Source organism: Phenylobacterium sp., from assembly GCF_030651185.1.
In the GTDB taxonomy this organism is placed as follows: domain Bacteria; phylum Pseudomonadota; class Alphaproteobacteria; order Caulobacterales; family Caulobacteraceae; genus Phenylobacterium.
Window position 1 is genome coordinate 113308 of sequence record NZ_JAUSCJ010000012.1, and the last position, 15368, is coordinate 128675.

General features: G+C 67.8%; 18 protein-coding genes. 3 read left to right on the forward strand and 15 right to left on the reverse strand.

Annotated elements, in window-relative coordinates:
- Positions 1-11: 11 nt before the first annotated feature.
- Together Q7J39_RS04595 and Q7J39_RS04600 are read right to left on the reverse strand one after the other, a co-directional pair.
- Positions 12-404: a DUF805 domain-containing protein gene (locus tag Q7J39_RS04595; RefSeq protein WP_304820898.1), complete on the reverse strand. Its 393-nt coding sequence runs from the start codon at positions 402-404 to the stop codon at positions 12-14.
- The gene (locus tag Q7J39_RS04600; protein ID WP_304820900.1) at positions 404-2383 is read right to left on the reverse strand and encodes an acetyl/propionyl/methylcrotonyl-CoA carboxylase subunit alpha; all 1980 of its coding nucleotides are present in this window, start codon (positions 2381-2383) and stop codon (positions 404-406) included. Before Q7J39_RS04600 ends, Q7J39_RS04595 begins: the two co-directional genes overlap by 1 nt.
- Before the next feature lie 113 nt (positions 2384-2496).
- Here Q7J39_RS04600 and msrB point away from each other — a divergent pair, with 113 nt between their 5' ends.
- On the forward strand, positions 2497-2991 hold the full coding sequence (gene msrB / locus Q7J39_RS04605) for a peptide-methionine (R)-S-oxide reductase MsrB (protein WP_304820902.1): 495 nt from the start codon (positions 2497-2499) through the stop codon (positions 2989-2991).
- Here the strand turns inward: msrB and Q7J39_RS04610 are convergent.
- The 5 genes from Q7J39_RS04610 to Q7J39_RS04630 form a co-directional block, all read right to left on the reverse strand.
- Positions 2988-3797, reverse strand: a complete 810-nt coding sequence (locus tag Q7J39_RS04610) for an aminoglycoside phosphotransferase family protein (RefSeq protein ID WP_304820904.1) — start codon at positions 3795-3797, stop codon at positions 2988-2990. The two genes, msrB and Q7J39_RS04610, sit on opposite strands and share 4 nt — an antisense overlap.
- A gap of 40 nt (positions 3798-3837) precedes the next feature.
- Complete coding sequence (locus tag Q7J39_RS04615; RefSeq protein WP_304820906.1) at positions 3838-4467, reverse strand: BON domain-containing protein; 630 nt, start codon at positions 4465-4467, stop codon at positions 3838-3840.
- 77 nt (positions 4468-4544) lie between these two features.
- Positions 4545-5039 (reverse strand): ion channel, encoded by a 495-nt coding sequence (locus Q7J39_RS04620; RefSeq protein WP_304820908.1) that lies wholly within the window; start codon positions 5037-5039, stop codon positions 4545-4547.
- Positions 5040-5123: 84 nt separating this feature from the next.
- Positions 5124-6656: an acyl-CoA carboxylase subunit beta gene (locus Q7J39_RS04625; protein WP_304820910.1), complete on the reverse strand. Its 1533-nt coding sequence runs from the start codon at positions 6654-6656 to the stop codon at positions 5124-5126.
- 81 nt (positions 6657-6737) lie between these two features.
- Entirely contained in the window at positions 6738-7460 is a 723-nt protein-coding gene (locus tag Q7J39_RS04630; RefSeq protein WP_304820912.1) for an ATP12 family chaperone protein, read from the reverse strand.
- Between the two features lie 111 nt (positions 7461-7571).
- Here Q7J39_RS04630 and Q7J39_RS04635 point away from each other — a divergent pair, with 111 nt between their 5' ends.
- Positions 7572-8654 carry a winged helix DNA-binding domain-containing protein gene (locus Q7J39_RS04635; RefSeq protein WP_304820914.1) on the forward strand — a complete coding sequence of 361 codons (1083 nt, stop codon included), beginning with the start codon at positions 7572-7574 and terminating at the stop codon, positions 8652-8654.
- On the opposite strand, the gene panB is transcribed toward Q7J39_RS04635, so the two are convergent.
- The 7 genes from panB to Q7J39_RS04670 all read right to left on the reverse strand — a co-directional run bounded on the left by panB (position 8651) and on the right by Q7J39_RS04670 (position 12620).
- Positions 8651-9484 carry a 3-methyl-2-oxobutanoate hydroxymethyltransferase gene (gene panB, locus Q7J39_RS04640; protein ID WP_304820916.1) on the reverse strand — a complete coding sequence of 278 codons (834 nt, stop codon included), beginning with the start codon at positions 9482-9484 and terminating at the stop codon, positions 8651-8653. The two genes, Q7J39_RS04635 and panB, sit on opposite strands and share 4 nt — an antisense overlap.
- Before the next feature lie 4 nt (positions 9485-9488).
- Positions 9489-9869 (reverse strand): hypothetical protein, encoded by a 381-nt coding sequence (locus Q7J39_RS04645; protein WP_304820918.1) that lies wholly within the window; start codon positions 9867-9869, stop codon positions 9489-9491.
- Positions 9862-10443 carry an RNA polymerase sigma factor gene (locus Q7J39_RS04650; protein WP_304820920.1) on the reverse strand — a complete coding sequence of 194 codons (582 nt, stop codon included), beginning with the start codon at positions 10441-10443 and terminating at the stop codon, positions 9862-9864. Before Q7J39_RS04650 ends, Q7J39_RS04645 begins: the two co-directional genes overlap by 8 nt.
- A gap of 25 nt (positions 10444-10468) precedes the next feature.
- On the reverse strand, positions 10469-10846 hold the full coding sequence (locus Q7J39_RS04655; RefSeq protein ID WP_304820922.1) for a DUF6249 domain-containing protein: 378 nt from the start codon (positions 10844-10846) through the stop codon (positions 10469-10471).
- A 294-nt stretch (positions 10847-11140) separates the two neighbouring features.
- Entirely contained in the window at positions 11141-11491 is a 351-nt protein-coding gene (locus Q7J39_RS04660) for an ArsC family reductase (RefSeq protein WP_304820924.1), read from the reverse strand.
- 20 nt (positions 11492-11511) lie between these two features.
- On the reverse strand, positions 11512-12063 hold the full coding sequence (locus Q7J39_RS04665) for a GNAT family N-acetyltransferase (protein ID WP_304820926.1): 552 nt from the start codon (positions 12061-12063) through the stop codon (positions 11512-11514).
- Positions 12064-12065: 2 nt separating this feature from the next.
- Complete coding sequence (locus Q7J39_RS04670) at positions 12066-12620, reverse strand: XRE family transcriptional regulator (protein ID WP_304820928.1); 555 nt, start codon at positions 12618-12620, stop codon at positions 12066-12068.
- A 158-nt stretch (positions 12621-12778) separates the two neighbouring features.
- On the opposite strand from Q7J39_RS04670, the gene ilvD reads away from it, so the two are divergent.
- Complete coding sequence (gene ilvD / locus Q7J39_RS04675; protein ID WP_304820930.1) at positions 12779-14629, forward strand: dihydroxy-acid dehydratase; 1851 nt, start codon at positions 12779-12781, stop codon at positions 14627-14629.
- 48 nt (positions 14630-14677) lie between these two features.
- Here the strand turns inward: ilvD and Q7J39_RS04680 are convergent, their stop codons facing one another.
- Entirely contained in the window at positions 14678-15133 is a 456-nt protein-coding gene (locus Q7J39_RS04680) for a carboxymuconolactone decarboxylase family protein (protein ID WP_304820932.1), read from the reverse strand.
- Positions 15134-15368: the final 235 nt, after the last annotated feature.

The following is a 15368-nucleotide window of genomic DNA, read 5'->3' on the forward strand; positions in this document are numbered from 1 at the left end:
AAAAGAGAATCTTAAGCCGTGGCGGTTTTCAGGGGATTGGCGCCGTAGCGGTTGGTCCCCTGCTCGCCGCCCAGAACGCCCAGCTCGACCACCGCCCAGACGAGCACGAGGGACAGCAGCACGTCTGCGGGGTTCATCGGCGGCTGCCAGACGGCCACCAGGGCGAACAGGATCGCCGCCGCCCACCAGCCGGACTTGCCCCGGTCGTGCAGGCGCTTGGACAGCACGCAGGTCGCGCCATAGAACAGGGGCGGATAGACGAACCAGCCGGTCAGCCAGTGGATGGTCGCCCCGAGCGTCTCGTAGACGCCGCCCAGGACAAGCAGGATCGACGCCCCGATCAGGAACGGGGTGCGCCCCAGCCGGCCCGAGGCGGTCAGGAACAACGCGCCCCAGTCGGTCATCAGGCGAACTCCACCAGCACCTCGTCGGCGGCAACCGAATCGCCGGCCTTGGCGCCGACGGTCTTCACGGTGCCGTCCCGCTCGGCGCGGATGATGTTCTGCATCTTCATGGCCTCCACCACGCAGACCGCCTCGCCGGCCCGCACCAGCTGGCCCGGAATCACGTCCAGGGTCACCACCAGGCCCGGCATGGGCGAGAGGATCATCTTCGATGTGTCGGCGGCCTTCTTGGGCGGCAGCTTCTCGTGCAGTTCGGCGGAGCGCGGGGTGAGGACCAGGACGTTCAGAGTGGTGGCCCTGTGGCGGATCACGAAGCCCTCGGCGGCGGGCTTCACCGCCACCGTGAAGGCGCGGCCGTCGAGCACGCCGCGGAAGACGTGCTTGCCCGGCCGCCAGTCGATCTCGGTGAGGGTGAGCGAGCGGTGCTCGTTCAGATACTCCACCCGATAGGCGGCCCCACCGTTGGAGAGGCGCACCAGGCGCTTGTCGTGGCCGGCGATGACGATCCACTCGTCACGCAGCAGTTGGGGCGCGGAGCGGGCCGTGACGATTCGGTGCATGGCGCAGGCGACGGCCGAGACCAGGTCGCGCTGCCAATCAGTGGGCGTGGTCCCCTGGAAGCCCTCCGGGAACTCGTCCTTGATGTAGTTGGTGGAGAGCTTTCCGGACCGGAACCGCTCCTGGTCCATGACGGCGGCCAGGAACGGGATGTTCTGCCCCAGACCCTCGATATGGAAGTCTTCGAGGGCCCGGCCCATGGCGTCGATGGCGGCCAGCCGCGTGGGCGCCCAGGTCGACAGCTTGGAGATCATCGGATCGTAGAACATCGAGATCTCGTCGCCCTCGCGGACGCCGGCGTCGTTGCGCACGATCTGGTCGCCGACCTGGCCCTCTTCCGGCGGGTAGTAGCGCACCAGTCGGCCGATGGAGGGCAGGAAGCCGCGATAGGGGTCCTCGGCATAGATGCGGCTCTCGATGGACCAGCCGTTGATCGCCAGGTCCTTCTGTTCGAAGGCCAGTTTCTCGCCGTAGGCCGAGCGGATCATCTGCTCCACCAGGTCGACCCCGGTGATCAGCTCGGTGACCGGGTGCTCCACCTGCAGGCGGGTATTCATCTCCAGGAAGAAGAAGCTCTTGTCCTGGCCGGCGACGAACTCGACCGTGCCGGCTGAGTCGTAGTTCACGGCCTTGGCCAGCGCCACGGCCTGGGCGCCCATGGCCGCGCGGGTCTCCTCATCCAGCAGAGGCGACGGGGCTTCCTCGATGACCTTCTGGTTGCGGCGCTGGATCGAGCACTCGCGCTCGAACAGATGGACGACATTGCCGTGCTTGTCGCCCAGCACCTGGATCTCGATGTGGCGCGGGCTCTCGATGAACTTCTCGATGAAGATGCGGTCGTCGCCGAAGCTGGACTTGGCCTCGGCCTTCACCGCCGGGAAGCCCTCCTCGACGTCCTTCTGGTTCCAGGCGACCCGGATTCCCTTGCCGCCGCCGCCGGCCGAGGCCTTGATCATGACGGGGTAGCCGATGTCCTCAGAGATCTTGATGGCATGAGCCGTGTCGTCGATCTCGCCGACGTGGCCGGGCACCACCGAAATATTGGCCGCCGTGGCGAACTTCTTGCTCTCAATCTTGTCGCCCATGGCCTCGATGGCGTGGGGATTGGGACCGATGAAGACGATGCCTTCCTTCTCCAGCCGCCGGGCGAACGCGGCGTTCTCCGACAGGAATCCGAAGCCGGGGTGGATCGCCTCGGCGCCAGTCTCGCGGGCCGCGGCGACGATCTTGTCGGCGACGAGATAGCTCTCGGAGGCGGGCGCGCCGCCAATGAACACCGTCTCGTCGGCCATCTCGACGGCCATGCTGTCGGCGTCGGCCTCGGAATAGACCACCACGGTGGCGATCCCCATGCGGCGGCAGGTCTTGATGATGCGGACCGCGATTTCGCCGCGGTTGGCGATCAGAATCTTTGAGAACATGCTGACGTCTTAGCGCAAAATCGCGCGAGCGAGACAGACCCTGGTCGTGGGCATGAACGTAACCTCCCCTGAAGCGCTTCCGTACTTGGGGGAGAGACCTTAGATTGGACCCCATGAGCACGCCAGAAGCCACCCTCTCCCCGTCCGGTTTCGACCTGACACCTCCCGACGCAGCGGAACGCAAGCGCCTAGAGGCCGACCTGACCCGCGAAGAGGCCGAGGTGCTGCTGCACCATGGCACCGAGGCGGCGTTCTGCGGCGGACTGCTGGATAACAAGCAGGACGGCGCCTATTGCTGCCGCCTCTGCGGCTTGCCGCTGTTCCAGGCCAAGACCAAGTTCGAGAGCGGCACCGGCTGGCCCAGCTTCTTCGCGCCAATCGACGAGGCCCACGTCGTGGCGGTGAAGGACACCAGCTACGGCATGATCCGCATCGAGACCCGCTGCGCCCGCTGCGACAGCCACCAAGGCCACGTCTTCCCCGACGGCCCGCCGCCGACCCGGCTGCGATACTGCATCAACTCCATCTCCCTGGAGTTCGTGCAGAACGGCCAGCCGCTGCGTGATCCGCTGGCGCGGGGCGACACCCAGCATCTGGCCACCGCCTAGAATCCCAGTTCCGCCGCGGCGATCTCGGCGATCTGCAGGGCGCCTGCCGGATTGTTTCCGTCCGAGAGGGTCCAGGAAGCCGATAGCCCCGCATAGGCCAGCAGCCATTGCAGGGTCCGCAGGGGTTCCAACCGCGCGGCGTCGGCAACCACCCTGACCTGCCGCGCGATGCGGCCCGGCCTGACGGCGGTGGCGAGGTCGGGATTGCAGAGCAGGTTGGCGTAGTCATAGCCGCGGTCTCCGATCAGCCCCTTGGGGTCGATGGCCAGCCAGCCCAAGGCGCCGAAATCCAGGAAATTGCCGTGGTGGGCGTCGCCGTGCAGGACACAGACCTGGCGCGGATCGGCCAGGAGCTTTCGCGACATGTCGTAGGACTTGGCCAGTACGCCCCCGTGCCGTTGCGCCGCTGGACCGAGCTGCGCAAACCAGTCGGGCAGCGGCCTGAGGGTTGAGGGAAGCTTCCCGGCGCGCGGCGCATGAAGTCCGTCAAGGCCCGCGCAGATGATGCGGCTGGCCTCATCATCCTGACCGGTCGTCGCCATCTGCGCCAGCGAGCCCGCCCCCCGAGCGCGAACCATCAGCAGGGCCTCGCCGTCGTGCGCCAGGACCGGCGCGGCCCCCTTCCCGTCCCACCAGGCCATCAGGGTTCCCCCCGCGATTTCCTCGGGCGCATGGCTAACCTTGAGCATGGCGGCGACGCCATCCCGGCGCACGGGCAGGAGCTGTCCGCCAAGGCTGGCGAACGGCTCCCCGTCGGGGGTCAGCCCCCAACGTTCGATCCAGACCTTGAACGTCTCCTCCGACACGCCGACAGCCTAGGGCCGACGGCGTGAGGAGTCTTCTGGCTTAGCTTTTGCCTTCGGCCTGGTCGCGCAGGATGGTGTTCTCGCCGAGCGGCGCGGGCGCCCGCCCGGCTGACACGCTCACCCTCAGGTTGTTCTGCACGTGCTGCACGCCGCCGATGTGCTCGATGATGGCCTCGGCATGGTGTTTGGCGCGGCGATCACGGATCGTTCCGGACAGGGTGACCTCGCCGTCCTGCACCGCCACGGAGATCGCCGAGGCGTCGAGGTGGTCATCATCGGTCAGGCGGTCGTGGACATCCTCGCTGATACGCTGATCGCTGCGCCTGTAGCCCTGAGGCCCGAGGCCCCGATGGCCGGGATCGTGATAGGCGCGGTGCTCGCCCGGGTTTTCCTGGCGTCCGCCATCGCCGCGATAGATACGGTCGCCATACGGCGAGACCCGTTCGCCGGGATCGGTCCCGTTCTGGCCGTAGCCGCCGGTGTAGCCGCGGCCGGTATAGGCGCCGCCTCCGCCCTGACGGGGGCCCTTGTCAAAGCTACGCCCCTCACCAGAAGGGTCATCGTCGCCGGCCTGATAGTCGGCCGCGGCCTCGTCCCAATCGTGACGCTGGCCTGGGCCCAGGCGAGGCCCTCGGTCCCATCGGCCACGCTCGTTGCTTCTGTCAGGCATCTGACGTTCTCCCGTGTTGTGAGGACCTACTGGTCCCACAACCCCTTGGCGGGTGGGCTTGTTCCGGTTTCAGCCAGTCATTTCGGGCGGAGGCGAGGCGGTTTGGACACCCGGGCGATCGCGCCCTTGGGAAGCGGGTGGTCGTCGCTGTCATCCCACATCAGGTGATGCAGGATCTGGAACAGGAAGGCGGTGGACCAGCCAATCAGCAGCATGCCGTTGATGGCCTCCAGGACTCCGACGATCCGCCAACGGTCGGGAAGGATCGCGCCGGTCTCCCCGACCGTCGAATAGGAGCTGGTTGAGAAATAGAGGGCCTGCTCCAGGGTCGGGAGCATCTGCATCTTCCAATAGATCAGCGCGTAGAGCCAGATCTCGAGGCCGTGCAACACGAAGAGCCCCAGGACCACACCGAGCGGCACCAGGACCCGATCAAGGTTGATCCAGCGGGTGAAGCGCTCCAGATGCCACCGGAGCAGCGCCTGCAGGACGTCCAGTCCCAACAGGTGGACAAGCACGGTCGCCGTAACGACGGCCGTCGAGATCAGAAGCTGGTTTGCGAGGACGTTCATGGGGCGCAGCAACTCTGCGCCCGCGAGAGTCGCCTGGCCTTGATCCAGAACAAGGCCCTGCCGACTCCATGACGCGATCGCCCCCTACAGCGGGATGTTGTCGTGCTTCTTCCAGGGGTTGGTCAGCTGCTTGCCCCTCAGGTTCTTCAGCGAGCGGGCGATGCGCTTGCGGGTGTTGTGGGGCTTGATGACGTCGTCGATATAGCCGCGGCTGGCGGCGATGAAGGGGTTGGCGAAGCGGGTCTTATACTCCGCCTCGCGGGCGGCGATGGCCTCGGGGTCGCCGATCTCGGCGCGGAAAATGATCTCCACCGCGCCCTTGGAGCCCATGACGGCGATCTCGGCGGTCGGCCAGGCATAGTTCACGTCGCCGCGGATGTGCTTGGAGCTCATCACGTCATAGGCGCCGCCATAGGCCTTGCGGGTGATCAGGGTCACCTTGGGCACCGTGGCCTCGGCATAGGCGAACAGCAGCTTGGCGCCATGGCGGATCAGGCCGCCCTGCTCCTGCTTGGTCCCCGGCATGAAGCCCGGCACATCCACAAGGGTGACCAGGGGGATCTCGAAGGCGTCGCAGAAGCGCACGAAGCGGGCGCCCTTGCGGCTGGAGTCGATGTCCAGCACCCCGGCCAGCACCTGGGGCTGGTTGGCGACGATGCCGATGGTGCGGCCATCCATGCGGGCGAAGCCGCAGATTATGTTCTTGGCGAAGTCCGGCGCGATCTCGAAGAAGTCGGCCTCGTCCACCACCTTCAGGATCAGCTCCTTCATGTCGTAGGGCTTGTTGGGATTGGCCGGGACCAGGGTGTCGAGGCTCGGCTCGTCACGCTCGACGCTGTCGAAGCTCTCGCGGACCGGCGGCTTCTCGCGGTTGGAGAGCGGCAGGAAATCGACGAGACGGCGGACCTGGGTGAGCGCCTCCAGGTCGTTCTCGAAGGCGCCGTCGGCGACGCCCGACTTCATGGCGTGGACGCGGTAGCCCCCCAGTTCCTCGTGGGTGACCTCTTCATGGGTCACCGTGCGGACCACGTCGGGTCCGGTGACGTACATGTAGGAGGTGTCCTTCACCATGAAGATGAAGTCGGTGATGGCGGGCGAATAGACGTCCCCGCCCGCGCAGGGTCCCATGATCACGCTGATCTGCGGGATGACGCCGCTGGCCAGGGTGTTCTGCAGGAAAATGTCGGCATATCCGGCCAGGCCGTCGACGCCCTCCTGGATGCGCGCGCCGCCGGCGTCGAACAGGCCGATGATCGGGGCGCCGACCTTAAGGGCCTGCTGCTGCACCTTGACGATCTTCTGGGCGTGGGCGTTGGAGAGAGACCCGCCGAAGACCGTGAAATCCTTGGAGAACACAAAGACCAGCCGGCCGTTGATATTGCCCCAGCCGGTGACGACGCCGTCGCCGGGAATGCGATTGTCGGCCATGCCGAAATCGGTGGCGCGGTGCTCGACGAACATGTCGAACTCCTCGAAGGAGCCTTCGTCCAGCAGCAGATCCAGGCGCTCGCGCGCCGTCAGTTTGCCCTTGGCGTGCTGGCTCTCGATCCGCCGCTCGCCGCCGCCCATGCGGGCTTCGCCACGACGCTTCTCAAGCTCCTCGATGATATGCTTCAAGGCCGGCCCCTCTTAACGCTCTGTCCTGGGAGCAAAGCCCTAGTCGCGCCCGGAAGCCGGCGCAAGTTCACCGAACGTCAGCTAGAGGGCCTTGAACCAGCGCTCCAGCATCTGGGCTTCCACCACATGGCGCGCGGTGCGCTCGGCGGCTTCGTCGTCGACGCCCCACTTCTCTTCCTGGAAGATTTCGTCCAGGCGTGACAGCTCCAGGGCCTGGACACCGTCCATCCAGCCGCGCGCAAGACCGAAGGCCAGAACCGCCGAGCCAAACAGGGCGGTGCCGAAGGCGACGCCGGCCAGGCCGAAGTCGTCGAGAGCCAGGGCCATGGCCTTCACCCTGGCCAGGGTCTCGTCTGGCTGGGTTCGGTGGACGATGCCGGCGGCGCGGACGAAGGCCACCTCGAACTCCCGCTCGGCGCGCTCCAGCACCGGACCCCAATGGCGCTGTTGGCGCTCGGACAGGTCCGCCGGATCCTCGGCGAAATAGCAGAGCAGGTCGGAACCGGCATAGTCGGCGATCTGGGCCGCCGTGCCGTCCCGGGCCTGGGGAATGGCGTCCAAGGCGGTATTGGCCAGGCGGGTGGCATGCATCAGCGCCATCTCGATGTGCTCGCCCTGGGCCGCCCACTCCTCGGCGACGAGATCGGCCAGCGCCTGGGTCGGCAGGACCATCAGGGCGGCGCGGGGCGTACGCAGGCTGCGGCTGTCCAGTTTCAGCGCGAAGCCGCCCTCGACGGCCTCCACAGACACCGCCTTGTAGAAGCGGCGGGGCTTCTCGCCAGCTTCCTTGAATCCCTTGGCCACACGTCTCTCCCGTCGCGGCGGCGAAGAGGCCGACCGTGCGGGTGCAAATGAGCGCTGGCGCCGATTTGCGCAAGGCTGGCCACGCGCCCGCGCCTCGGCGATGCTGCGCGGATGGCCGACGAGACCCTGACCGCGCGCGACCTGAACCGCGCCCTGCTGGCCCGGCAGATGCTGCTCGAACGCGGAAAGGTCGATCCGATCGACGCCCTCGGCCGGCTGCTGGCCATCCAGGCCCAGCTGCCGCGCACGCCGTTCCTGGGCCTCTGGTCACGGCTGGAGGCGTTCAGGCCGGATGCGCTGCGGGCGGCCATCCAGGCGCGCGAGGTCGTCCGGGCCACGGCCATGCGCGGTACGCTGTACCTGATGACCGCCGCCGACTTCCTGGCCTTCCGCGGCAGCCTGCGGACCGGCGAGGCCATCGCCCTGCCCGGCGGAAGCAAGACCACGGTGGCCGAACTGGAGCCGGTCCTGGCCCTGGCGCGCCAGCACTTCGCCGCGCCGCAGCCGTTTGAGGGTTTGCGGGATGTGCTGGAAAAGGCTGGCTATTCCGACGTTCGCATCCTGGCCTATGCGGCGCGCCAACGGCTGCCCCTGGTGCAGGCGTCGTCGGACACGCCCTACGGCTTCGCACCGGGTGGCGAGTTCGTCCTGGCCGGGGCCTATCTGGGAAAGGGCGTCGCACCCCAGCCCGCCCCCGCCGACCTGCTCAGGCGCTACCTCGCCGCCTGGGGCCCGGCGACGCCCGCCGACTTCAGCGGCTGGTCAGGGCTGAAGGGTGTCGCGCCGTTGTTCGAGGCGCTGGGGGACGCGCTCGTCACCTTCCGCGATGACCGAAACAAGGTGCTCTACGACCTCAGGGACGCGCCTCGTCCAGGTGGAGACGTCCCGGCCCCGCCGCGCTTCGTGCCGGACTTCGACGCGGTCACACAAGGCCACCAGGATCGCGCGCGCATCCTGCCCGCCGAGCACGCGCCGAAGGTCGCCAGCAAGAACCTGCAGGTGCCGCCGATGCTGCTGGTGGACGGCTTCGTGGCGGGGAGTTGGAAGCTGGAGGCCAAGAAGAAGACCGCGACGGTGACCGTCACGGCCTTTGAGACGTTCAGCGCGAAGACCCGCAAGGCGGTCGAGGCCGAAGCCATCGCGCTCGCCAAAGCCTTTGAACCGGCCGCGGAATCCGCCGTCGTCTTCGCCTAGGTGTTGGCGGCCTTGGCGAAGTAGATCTCCGCCGGGCCGGGGAAGTTCCGCTGGCGCACGTCATCGGCATAGCCGGCGATGGCCTTGGAGATTTCGCCGCGCAGGTCGGCATAGCGGCGCACGAACTTCGGCGTCCAGTCGAACAGGCCCAGCATGTCGTCGGTGACCAGGATCTGGCCGTCGCAGCCGGCCGAGGCGCCGATGCCGATGGTGGGCACGGCGATAGTCTCGGTGATCTCACGGGCCAGGCCCTCGGCCACACCCTCGACGACCACGGCGAAGGCGCCGGCCGCGGCGGTGGCCTTGGCCTCCTCCAGGATACGGGCGCGCTCCTCGCCGGCCCGGCCCTTGGCCTTGAAGCCGCCGTCCACCAGCACCGCCTGGGGCCGCAGGCCCACATGGCCCATGACCGGCACACCGCGCTTCACCAGGTATTCGATGGTGTCGACCACCGTGGAGCCGCTCTCGACCTTCACCGCCGAGGCGCCGGTCTCCTTCATGATCCGCACGGCGTTCTGGTAGGCGATTTCCGGCGCGCCCTCATAGGACCCGAAGGGCATGTCGACCACCACCATGGCCTTCTTGGAGGTCCGCATCACCGCCTGGCCGTGCAGGATCATCATCTCCAGGGTCACGCCCACGGTGTTGGGCAGGCCATGGACCACCATGCCGACGCTGTCGCCGACCAGCAGCAGGTCACAGTGGTCGTCCAGCAACTCGGCCATCGGCGCGGTGTAGGCAGTGAGGCAGACGATCGGCACGCCACCCTTGCGCGCGGTGATATCCGGTGCGGCGAGGCGCCGAACCGTCTCCTGACGTTGAGCCGACATGGTGTCAGATCTCCTCGATCACGCGGGTGAGCACGAAGCCCATGGCCAGGACGGCCAGGCCGCTGGCGATCCATACGACAGTCCAGTCCGACTGCACCATGGCGAACAGGTCCATGCCCGGGCGGGCCTGAGCGATTCCGGCCTGCAGGATGCGAGAGGACCCCGCCGAGGCGTCCTCCACCCGCTGGACGAAATTCGACATGATCAGCTGGCTGGCGCCCACGACGCCGCCGGCCACGCCCGCGGCGCCGATGAACCAGCGGCGCATGTTCCAGCCGCGATTTAGGCGGTGCTCCACACGTGCGGCGAAGGCGCTCTCATCGGAGAACGCCGGCGCATCGGAGAACAGTCGCTCAAGGCGGCGCTCGAAATCGATCTCAGCCATTGCCACGCCTCCCCTCCAGCTCGGCGCCCTCAGGCGCCAGTCGCGTTCTGAGCTTCTCCAGACCACGTTTGACATGGGATTTGACCGTTCCAAGCGGCAGATTCAAGGCATCCGCGGCCTCGACGTGGGAAAGCCCCGCGCCGTAGCACATGGTCACGCAGAGCCGTTCGGCCGCGCCTAAACACTTCATGGCTTCGTCCAGATCGATACGGCCGGCGGCGTCCGGATGATGGGCGGTCTCCGCGCCCTCCTCGGCTTCGACGGCCAGGCTCGCCAGACGCCGTTCACGCTGCAGGCGCTTCAGGTACTGACGGGCGGCGATACGCTTGACCCAGCCGGCGAAGGTTCCCTCGCCGCGGAACTCGGTGATGCTCTCGAACGCGGCCAGGAAGGCGTCCTGGGCCGTGTCGTCGGCTTCGGCGGGGGCGGCTCCCATCCGGCGCAGAAGTCCGCGCACGGCCGAGCCGTGCCGCCGAACCAGCTCGCCAAAGGCGCGCCGTTCTCCCGTCGCCGCGAGGGTCGCCAGCTCCACGTCGTGGAGGCTTGCGTACCGGAGTTGTTGTGAGCCCGACATGGGGCTTGCTCCCCCTGGAACCGGCTTACTTACCGCGCCCGAAGAATGAGATGGCGATGAAGGCCAGGCCGATGAAGCCCGGGAAGGCGGCCATGCCCAGCAGCGGATAGAGCGCGTCCGGCTCCTCGAAGCTGATGGCGAAGCCGAAGGCGGCCAGGCCCACCGCGACCCCCAGCCAGATGATGCCGGTGCGCAGGTCCCGCATCGGCGAGGCCGGCGGCTTGACCTTCACGTCGCTGGTGATGGCCGCGATCACCTCGGGCGGGATCGGCTGGCCGTGTTCGATGGAAGCCTTGAGCGTGTCGTGCAGGCGCGAGCGTTCCCGGCTCTTCAGGTAGCTGGGCACCAGGAACAGTGAGGCGATCGAGCTGAAAACGATCAAGACGATGAAGACGGCTTCCATGATGTGGTCTCTCCAAATTTGGGGCGTATCAGCCCGCTTCTGTGAGGAAAGAGGCCCGCGCCGCGCCGTACAGATGCAAGCGCGGCCATGAAATCTTTGTCATCATCTCAGTCTCAAGTCAGCACCGGCCGCTGTCATAGCGATGGTGGTAGGCGCCGCAGCTGACGATGGCCGCCCCCCACATCTTCGGAGGCTGGCCGCTGACCCGATGAAGGCCTCGACGCTGGCCGGGGCCTGCAGAGTCTTGTTCGGTGTGGGCGCCATGTCCGCCTCCCCAGCCTTGGCGCCGGAAGACTACCCCAGTTTCGCGGCGTAGGCGTCTGACTTGAACCCCACCAGCAGGTCGCCGCCGACGTCCAGCACGGGCCGTTTGATCATCGACGGCTGGGTCAGCATCAGGTCGATGGCCTTGGCCTGGTCGAGGCCGGCCTTGTCGGCGTCGGGCAGCTTGCGGAAGGTGGTCCCGGCGCGGTTGAGCAGGACTTCCCAGCCGACCTTGGCCGCCCATCCCTGCAGCGTGGCGCGGTCGATCCCGGCGGTCTTGTAGTCGTGGAAGCGATAGGCCACCCCGTGGGCGTCCAGCCAGTCGCGGGCCTTCTTCATCGTGTCGCAGGCCTTGATGCCGTAGATCGTGGTCTCAGCCATCCCGGCGCTTCCCTGCAGAATCAGGCGGCCAACCCGCCGCCTCGCCGTGAAGGTGGGCGGTGCTCGGCCACAGCGCCAGTCCGCTTCCAATAGAACGCCGTGCCGCTGAGGCCGCCATGGGGCTTGAAGGCGTAGTCGGGGATGACGCCGGCCAGGACGTAGCCGACGCGTTCGTAGAGGCCGGCTGCGCCGCCGTCGGTGGCGGTGTCGAGCACCAGCAGGGTGCGGGACCGTTCGACGGCCAGATCCTCGGCCGCCCGCATCAGGGCGGTGGCGATCCCCCGGCCCCGGTGGCTGACGCGGGTGATCAGCTTGGCGATCTCGGCGCGGTGCGGCTGATTGTCGGGGCAGTCCAGCAGCAGAGTCACGGTCCCCACAAGGCTCCCGCCGTCGAAGGCGCCGAGCAGGATGCGGTCTTCCCGAGCGGCGGCGGCCAGCGCCTTGTCCCAGAAGCCATCGGCCTTCTCGCGGCTGATGGGATGCATGAAGCTGACCGAGGCGCCGCTGGTGACCGCCTCGATGAGCAGGTCGCTGAGAGCGTCGCGGTGCGAGGTGTCGAGGATCTGGATCACGGTCAACTCCGGGCCAGGACGACGACATAGGTGCAGGGCTCGCCCGTCTCGTTGGCGATGGTGACCTCGCCGGGCGGACCGAACCCCAGGCAGTCGCCGGCGGCGAGCTCGTAGCGGTCGCCTCCTTCGTGGATGACGAGGTCGCCGGCCCGCACCCAGACCACCTGGCGGATATGGGCGTAGGATGAGGCCGGCAGGGTCACGCGTTGGCCGGGGGGCAGTTCGACTTCGACAGCCTCAACAGGGTGGTCGGGACGGCTGAACAGCTGGCGGCGGCGATAGCCGGTGGCGGGGTCGCGCCAGGTGGGCTGGTCGGCGGCCCGGGTCAGGCGCTCCCCGCTCCCCTCGGCGCGGAGCAGCAGGCCGGCCAGGGTCAGGTCGAAGGCGCTGGCCAGCCGGACCAGGATGACGGCCGTCGGGCTGACCTCCGCGCGTTCGATCTTGCTGATGGTGGCCTTGGAGACGCCGGAGCGTTCGGCGAGGTCGGCCAGGGACCAGCCACGCTGGTCGCGCTCCAGCCTCAGGCGGTTGGCCAACAGCACTCCGGAATCGTCCACTATAGTATCCATTCGTCTTGAATATGAGACGACCAAGGTGAGATCAACCCGCGGGCGCTGCGTTCGGCCCACAAGGCGGCAAAAGCTCACCCCGAAGCATGGACATCCCGGGATGATCACGCCATGTGCACATCTCCGCCCAAAGCCCCGAGACCGTCATGCCCGCCTATCGTTCCCGCACCTCCACCCATGGCCGCAACATGGCCGGCGCCCGCGGGCTGTGGCGCGCGACGGGGATGAAGGACGCCGACTTCGGCAAGCCGATCATCGCGGTGGTGAACTCCTTCACCCAGTTCGTGCCGGGCCACGTGCACCTGAAGGATCTCGGCCAGCTGGTGGCCCGCGAGATCGAGCGGGCCGGCGGGGTGGCCAAGGAGTTCAACACCATCGCCGTCGACGACGGCATCGCCATGGGCCACGACGGCATGCTCTACAGCCTGCCGTCCCGCGAACTGATCGCCGACAGCGTCGAGTACATGGCCAACGCCCACTGCGTGGACGCCATGGTCTGCATCTCCAATTGCGACAAGATCACGCCGGGCATGCTGATGGCCTCCCTGCGGCTGAACATCCCCACGGTCTTCGTCTCCGGCGGGCCGATGGAGGCCGGCAAGGTGATCCTGAAGGGCAAGGAAGTGGCGCTGGACCTGGTGGACGCCATGGTCGCCGCCGCCGACGAGAGCGTCTCCGACGAGGATGTCGCGACCATCGAGCGGTCGGCCTGCCCCACCTGCGGCTCCTGCTCGGGGATGTTCACCGCCAACTCGATGAACTGCCTGACCGAGGCCCTGGGCCTCTCCCTGCCCGGCAACGGTTCGGTGCTGGCCACCCACGCCGATCGCGAGCGGCTGTTCCTGGAGGCCGGTCACACGGTGGTGGACATCACCCGGCGCTTCTACGAGCAGGACGACGCCAGCGTCCTGCCGCGCTCGGTGGCCAATTTCCGGGCCTTCGAGAACGCCATGAGCCTGGACATCGCCATGGGCGGCTCCACCAACACCGTTCTGCACCTGCTGGCCGCCGCCCATGAGGCGGAGGTGGACTTCACCATGGACGACATCGACCGGCTGTCGCGCCGGGTGCCCTGCCTGTCCAAGGTGGCGCCGGCCAAGGCCGACGTGCACATGGAGGACGTCCACCGCGCGGGCGGGGTCATGGCCCTGCTGGGGGAACTGGACCGCGGCGGCCTGCTGCACACCGACACCCCGACCGTCCACAGCGCCACCCTGGGCGAAGCCTTGGACCGTTGGGACATCGCCCGCACGAGCAGCGAGAGCGTGCACACCTTCTTCAAGGCCGCGCCCGGCGGCGTGCCGACCCAGACGGCCTTCAGCCAGAGCCGCCGCTGGGAGGAACTGGACCTGGACCGGGCCGGCGGCGTGATCCGCAATGTCGAGAACGCGTTTTCCAAGGACGGCGGCCTGGCGGTGCTGAAGGGCAACCTGGCCCTGGACGGCTGCATCGTGAAGACGGCGGGCGTGGACGACAGCATCCTGGTGTTCACCGGCACGGCGCGGGTGTTCGAGAGCCAGGACGCCTCGGTCAGCGCCATCCTGACCGGCAAGATCAAGGCCGGCGACGTGGTGGTGATCCGCTACGAGGGGCCGCGCGGAGGGCCGGGGATGCAGGAGATGCTCTATCCCACCAGCTACCTGAAATCGAAGGGCCTGGGGAAGGCCTGCGCCCTGATCACCGACGGCCGGTTCTCCGGGGGCACCTCGGGCCTCTCCATCGGCCACGCCTCGCCCGAGGCCGCCGAGGGCGGGCTGATCGGCCTGGTGCAGGACGGCGACCAGATCGAGATCAACATCCCCGAGCGCAGTATCCACCTGGCCGTGAGCGACGCCGTGATCGCCGAACGCCGCGCCGCCCAGCTGGCTCGCGGCGCCGAGGCCTGGACGCCCGAGGTGAAGCGCGAGCGCAAGGTCTCCATGGCCCTGCGCGCCTACGCCGCCTTCACCACCAGCGCCGCGCGCGGCGCGGTGCGGGACGTGGATCAGAAGCGGTAGGGCCGGCTCAGGCGCACCGATGCGCCTCGAAGATCGCGCCGGGGTCGGTCACTTGGGCGCGTCCACCGGATGGGCGGCGCGCAGACCCACCTGCAGCCGGTTCCAGAGGTTGATGGCGCCGATGGCCAGGGTGAGGTTCACCTGCTCGGCCTCATTGAACTGGGCCTTCACCAGCTCGAAATCCGTATCAGGGGCGCCGGTCGCCGCCAGCAGAGTCAAGGCCTCGGCCCAGGCGAGCGCCGCCCGCTCCCGGTCAGTATAGAGCGGAGACTCGCGCCAGGCGTTCAGCATGTGCAGGCGCATTTCGCTCTCGCCGTGGGCGCGGGCGTCGGTGACGTGCAGGTGGATGCAGAAGGCGCAGCCGTTGATCTGGGAGGCGCGCAGCTTCACCAGTTCAATGAGGCTGTGCTCCAGGCCGCTGGCGGCAATGCTGGCCTCAAGCGCGGTCATGGCCTTGAGGCCGTCGGGCATGTGCTTGAAGTGATTTCGGATACGCGGGTTCATCTTCAGGTCCTTGAAACGGGTGTCGCCAATGAGACGGGACAGCGGCGCCTGGCGTGACATGGCGGGAGAGATTTGTTTCGCATGGCCATCGGATTGGCGTCCCACCTTCTGGAGGATGTTCGTGGCGTCAATTCCGCGTCCCGGAGGCTCCCGTGCAGATCGCCGCGGGGATGAGCGGAGTTGGGTGTTTGCTGGGGCGCATGGCAGGCCCGGATCTGAGCGAACATTGCTCGGC

Coding starts and splice junctions, on each gene's coding strand:
- Q7J39_RS04595 (WP_304820898.1), bottom strand. CDS start 404: ATGACCGACTGGGGCGCGTTGTTCCTGACCGCCTCGGGCCGGCTGGGG.
- Q7J39_RS04600 (WP_304820900.1), bottom strand. CDS start 2,383: ATGTTCTCAAAGATTCTGATCGCCAACCGCGGCGAAATCGCGGTCCGC.
- msrB (WP_304820902.1), top strand. CDS start 2,497: ATGAGCACGCCAGAAGCCACCCTCTCCCCGTCCGGTTTCGACCTGACA.
- Q7J39_RS04615 (WP_304820906.1), bottom strand. CDS start 4,467: ATGCCTGACAGAAGCAACGAGCGTGGCCGATGGGACCGAGGGCCTCGC.
- Q7J39_RS04620 (WP_304820908.1), bottom strand. CDS start 5,039: ATGAACGTCCTCGCAAACCAGCTTCTGATCTCGACGGCCGTCGTTACG.
- Q7J39_RS04635 (WP_304820914.1), top strand. CDS start 7,572: ATGGCCGACGAGACCCTGACCGCGCGCGACCTGAACCGCGCCCTGCTG.
- panB (WP_304820916.1), bottom strand. CDS start 9,484: ATGTCGGCTCAACGTCAGGAGACGGTTCGGCGCCTCGCCGCACCGGAT.
- Q7J39_RS04645 (WP_304820918.1), bottom strand. CDS start 9,869: ATGGCTGAGATCGATTTCGAGCGCCGCCTTGAGCGACTGTTCTCCGAT.
- Q7J39_RS04650 (WP_304820920.1), bottom strand. CDS start 10,443: ATGTCGGGCTCACAACAACTCCGGTACGCAAGCCTCCACGACGTGGAG.
- Q7J39_RS04655 (WP_304820922.1), bottom strand. CDS start 10,846: ATGGAAGCCGTCTTCATCGTCTTGATCGTTTTCAGCTCGATCGCCTCA.
- Q7J39_RS04660 (WP_304820924.1), bottom strand. CDS start 11,491: ATGGCTGAGACCACGATCTACGGCATCAAGGCCTGCGACACGATGAAG.
- ilvD (WP_304820930.1), top strand. CDS start 12,779: ATGCCCGCCTATCGTTCCCGCACCTCCACCCATGGCCGCAACATGGCC.
- Q7J39_RS04680 (WP_304820932.1), bottom strand. CDS start 15,133: ATGAACCCGCGTATCCGAAATCACTTCAAGCACATGCCCGACGGCCTC.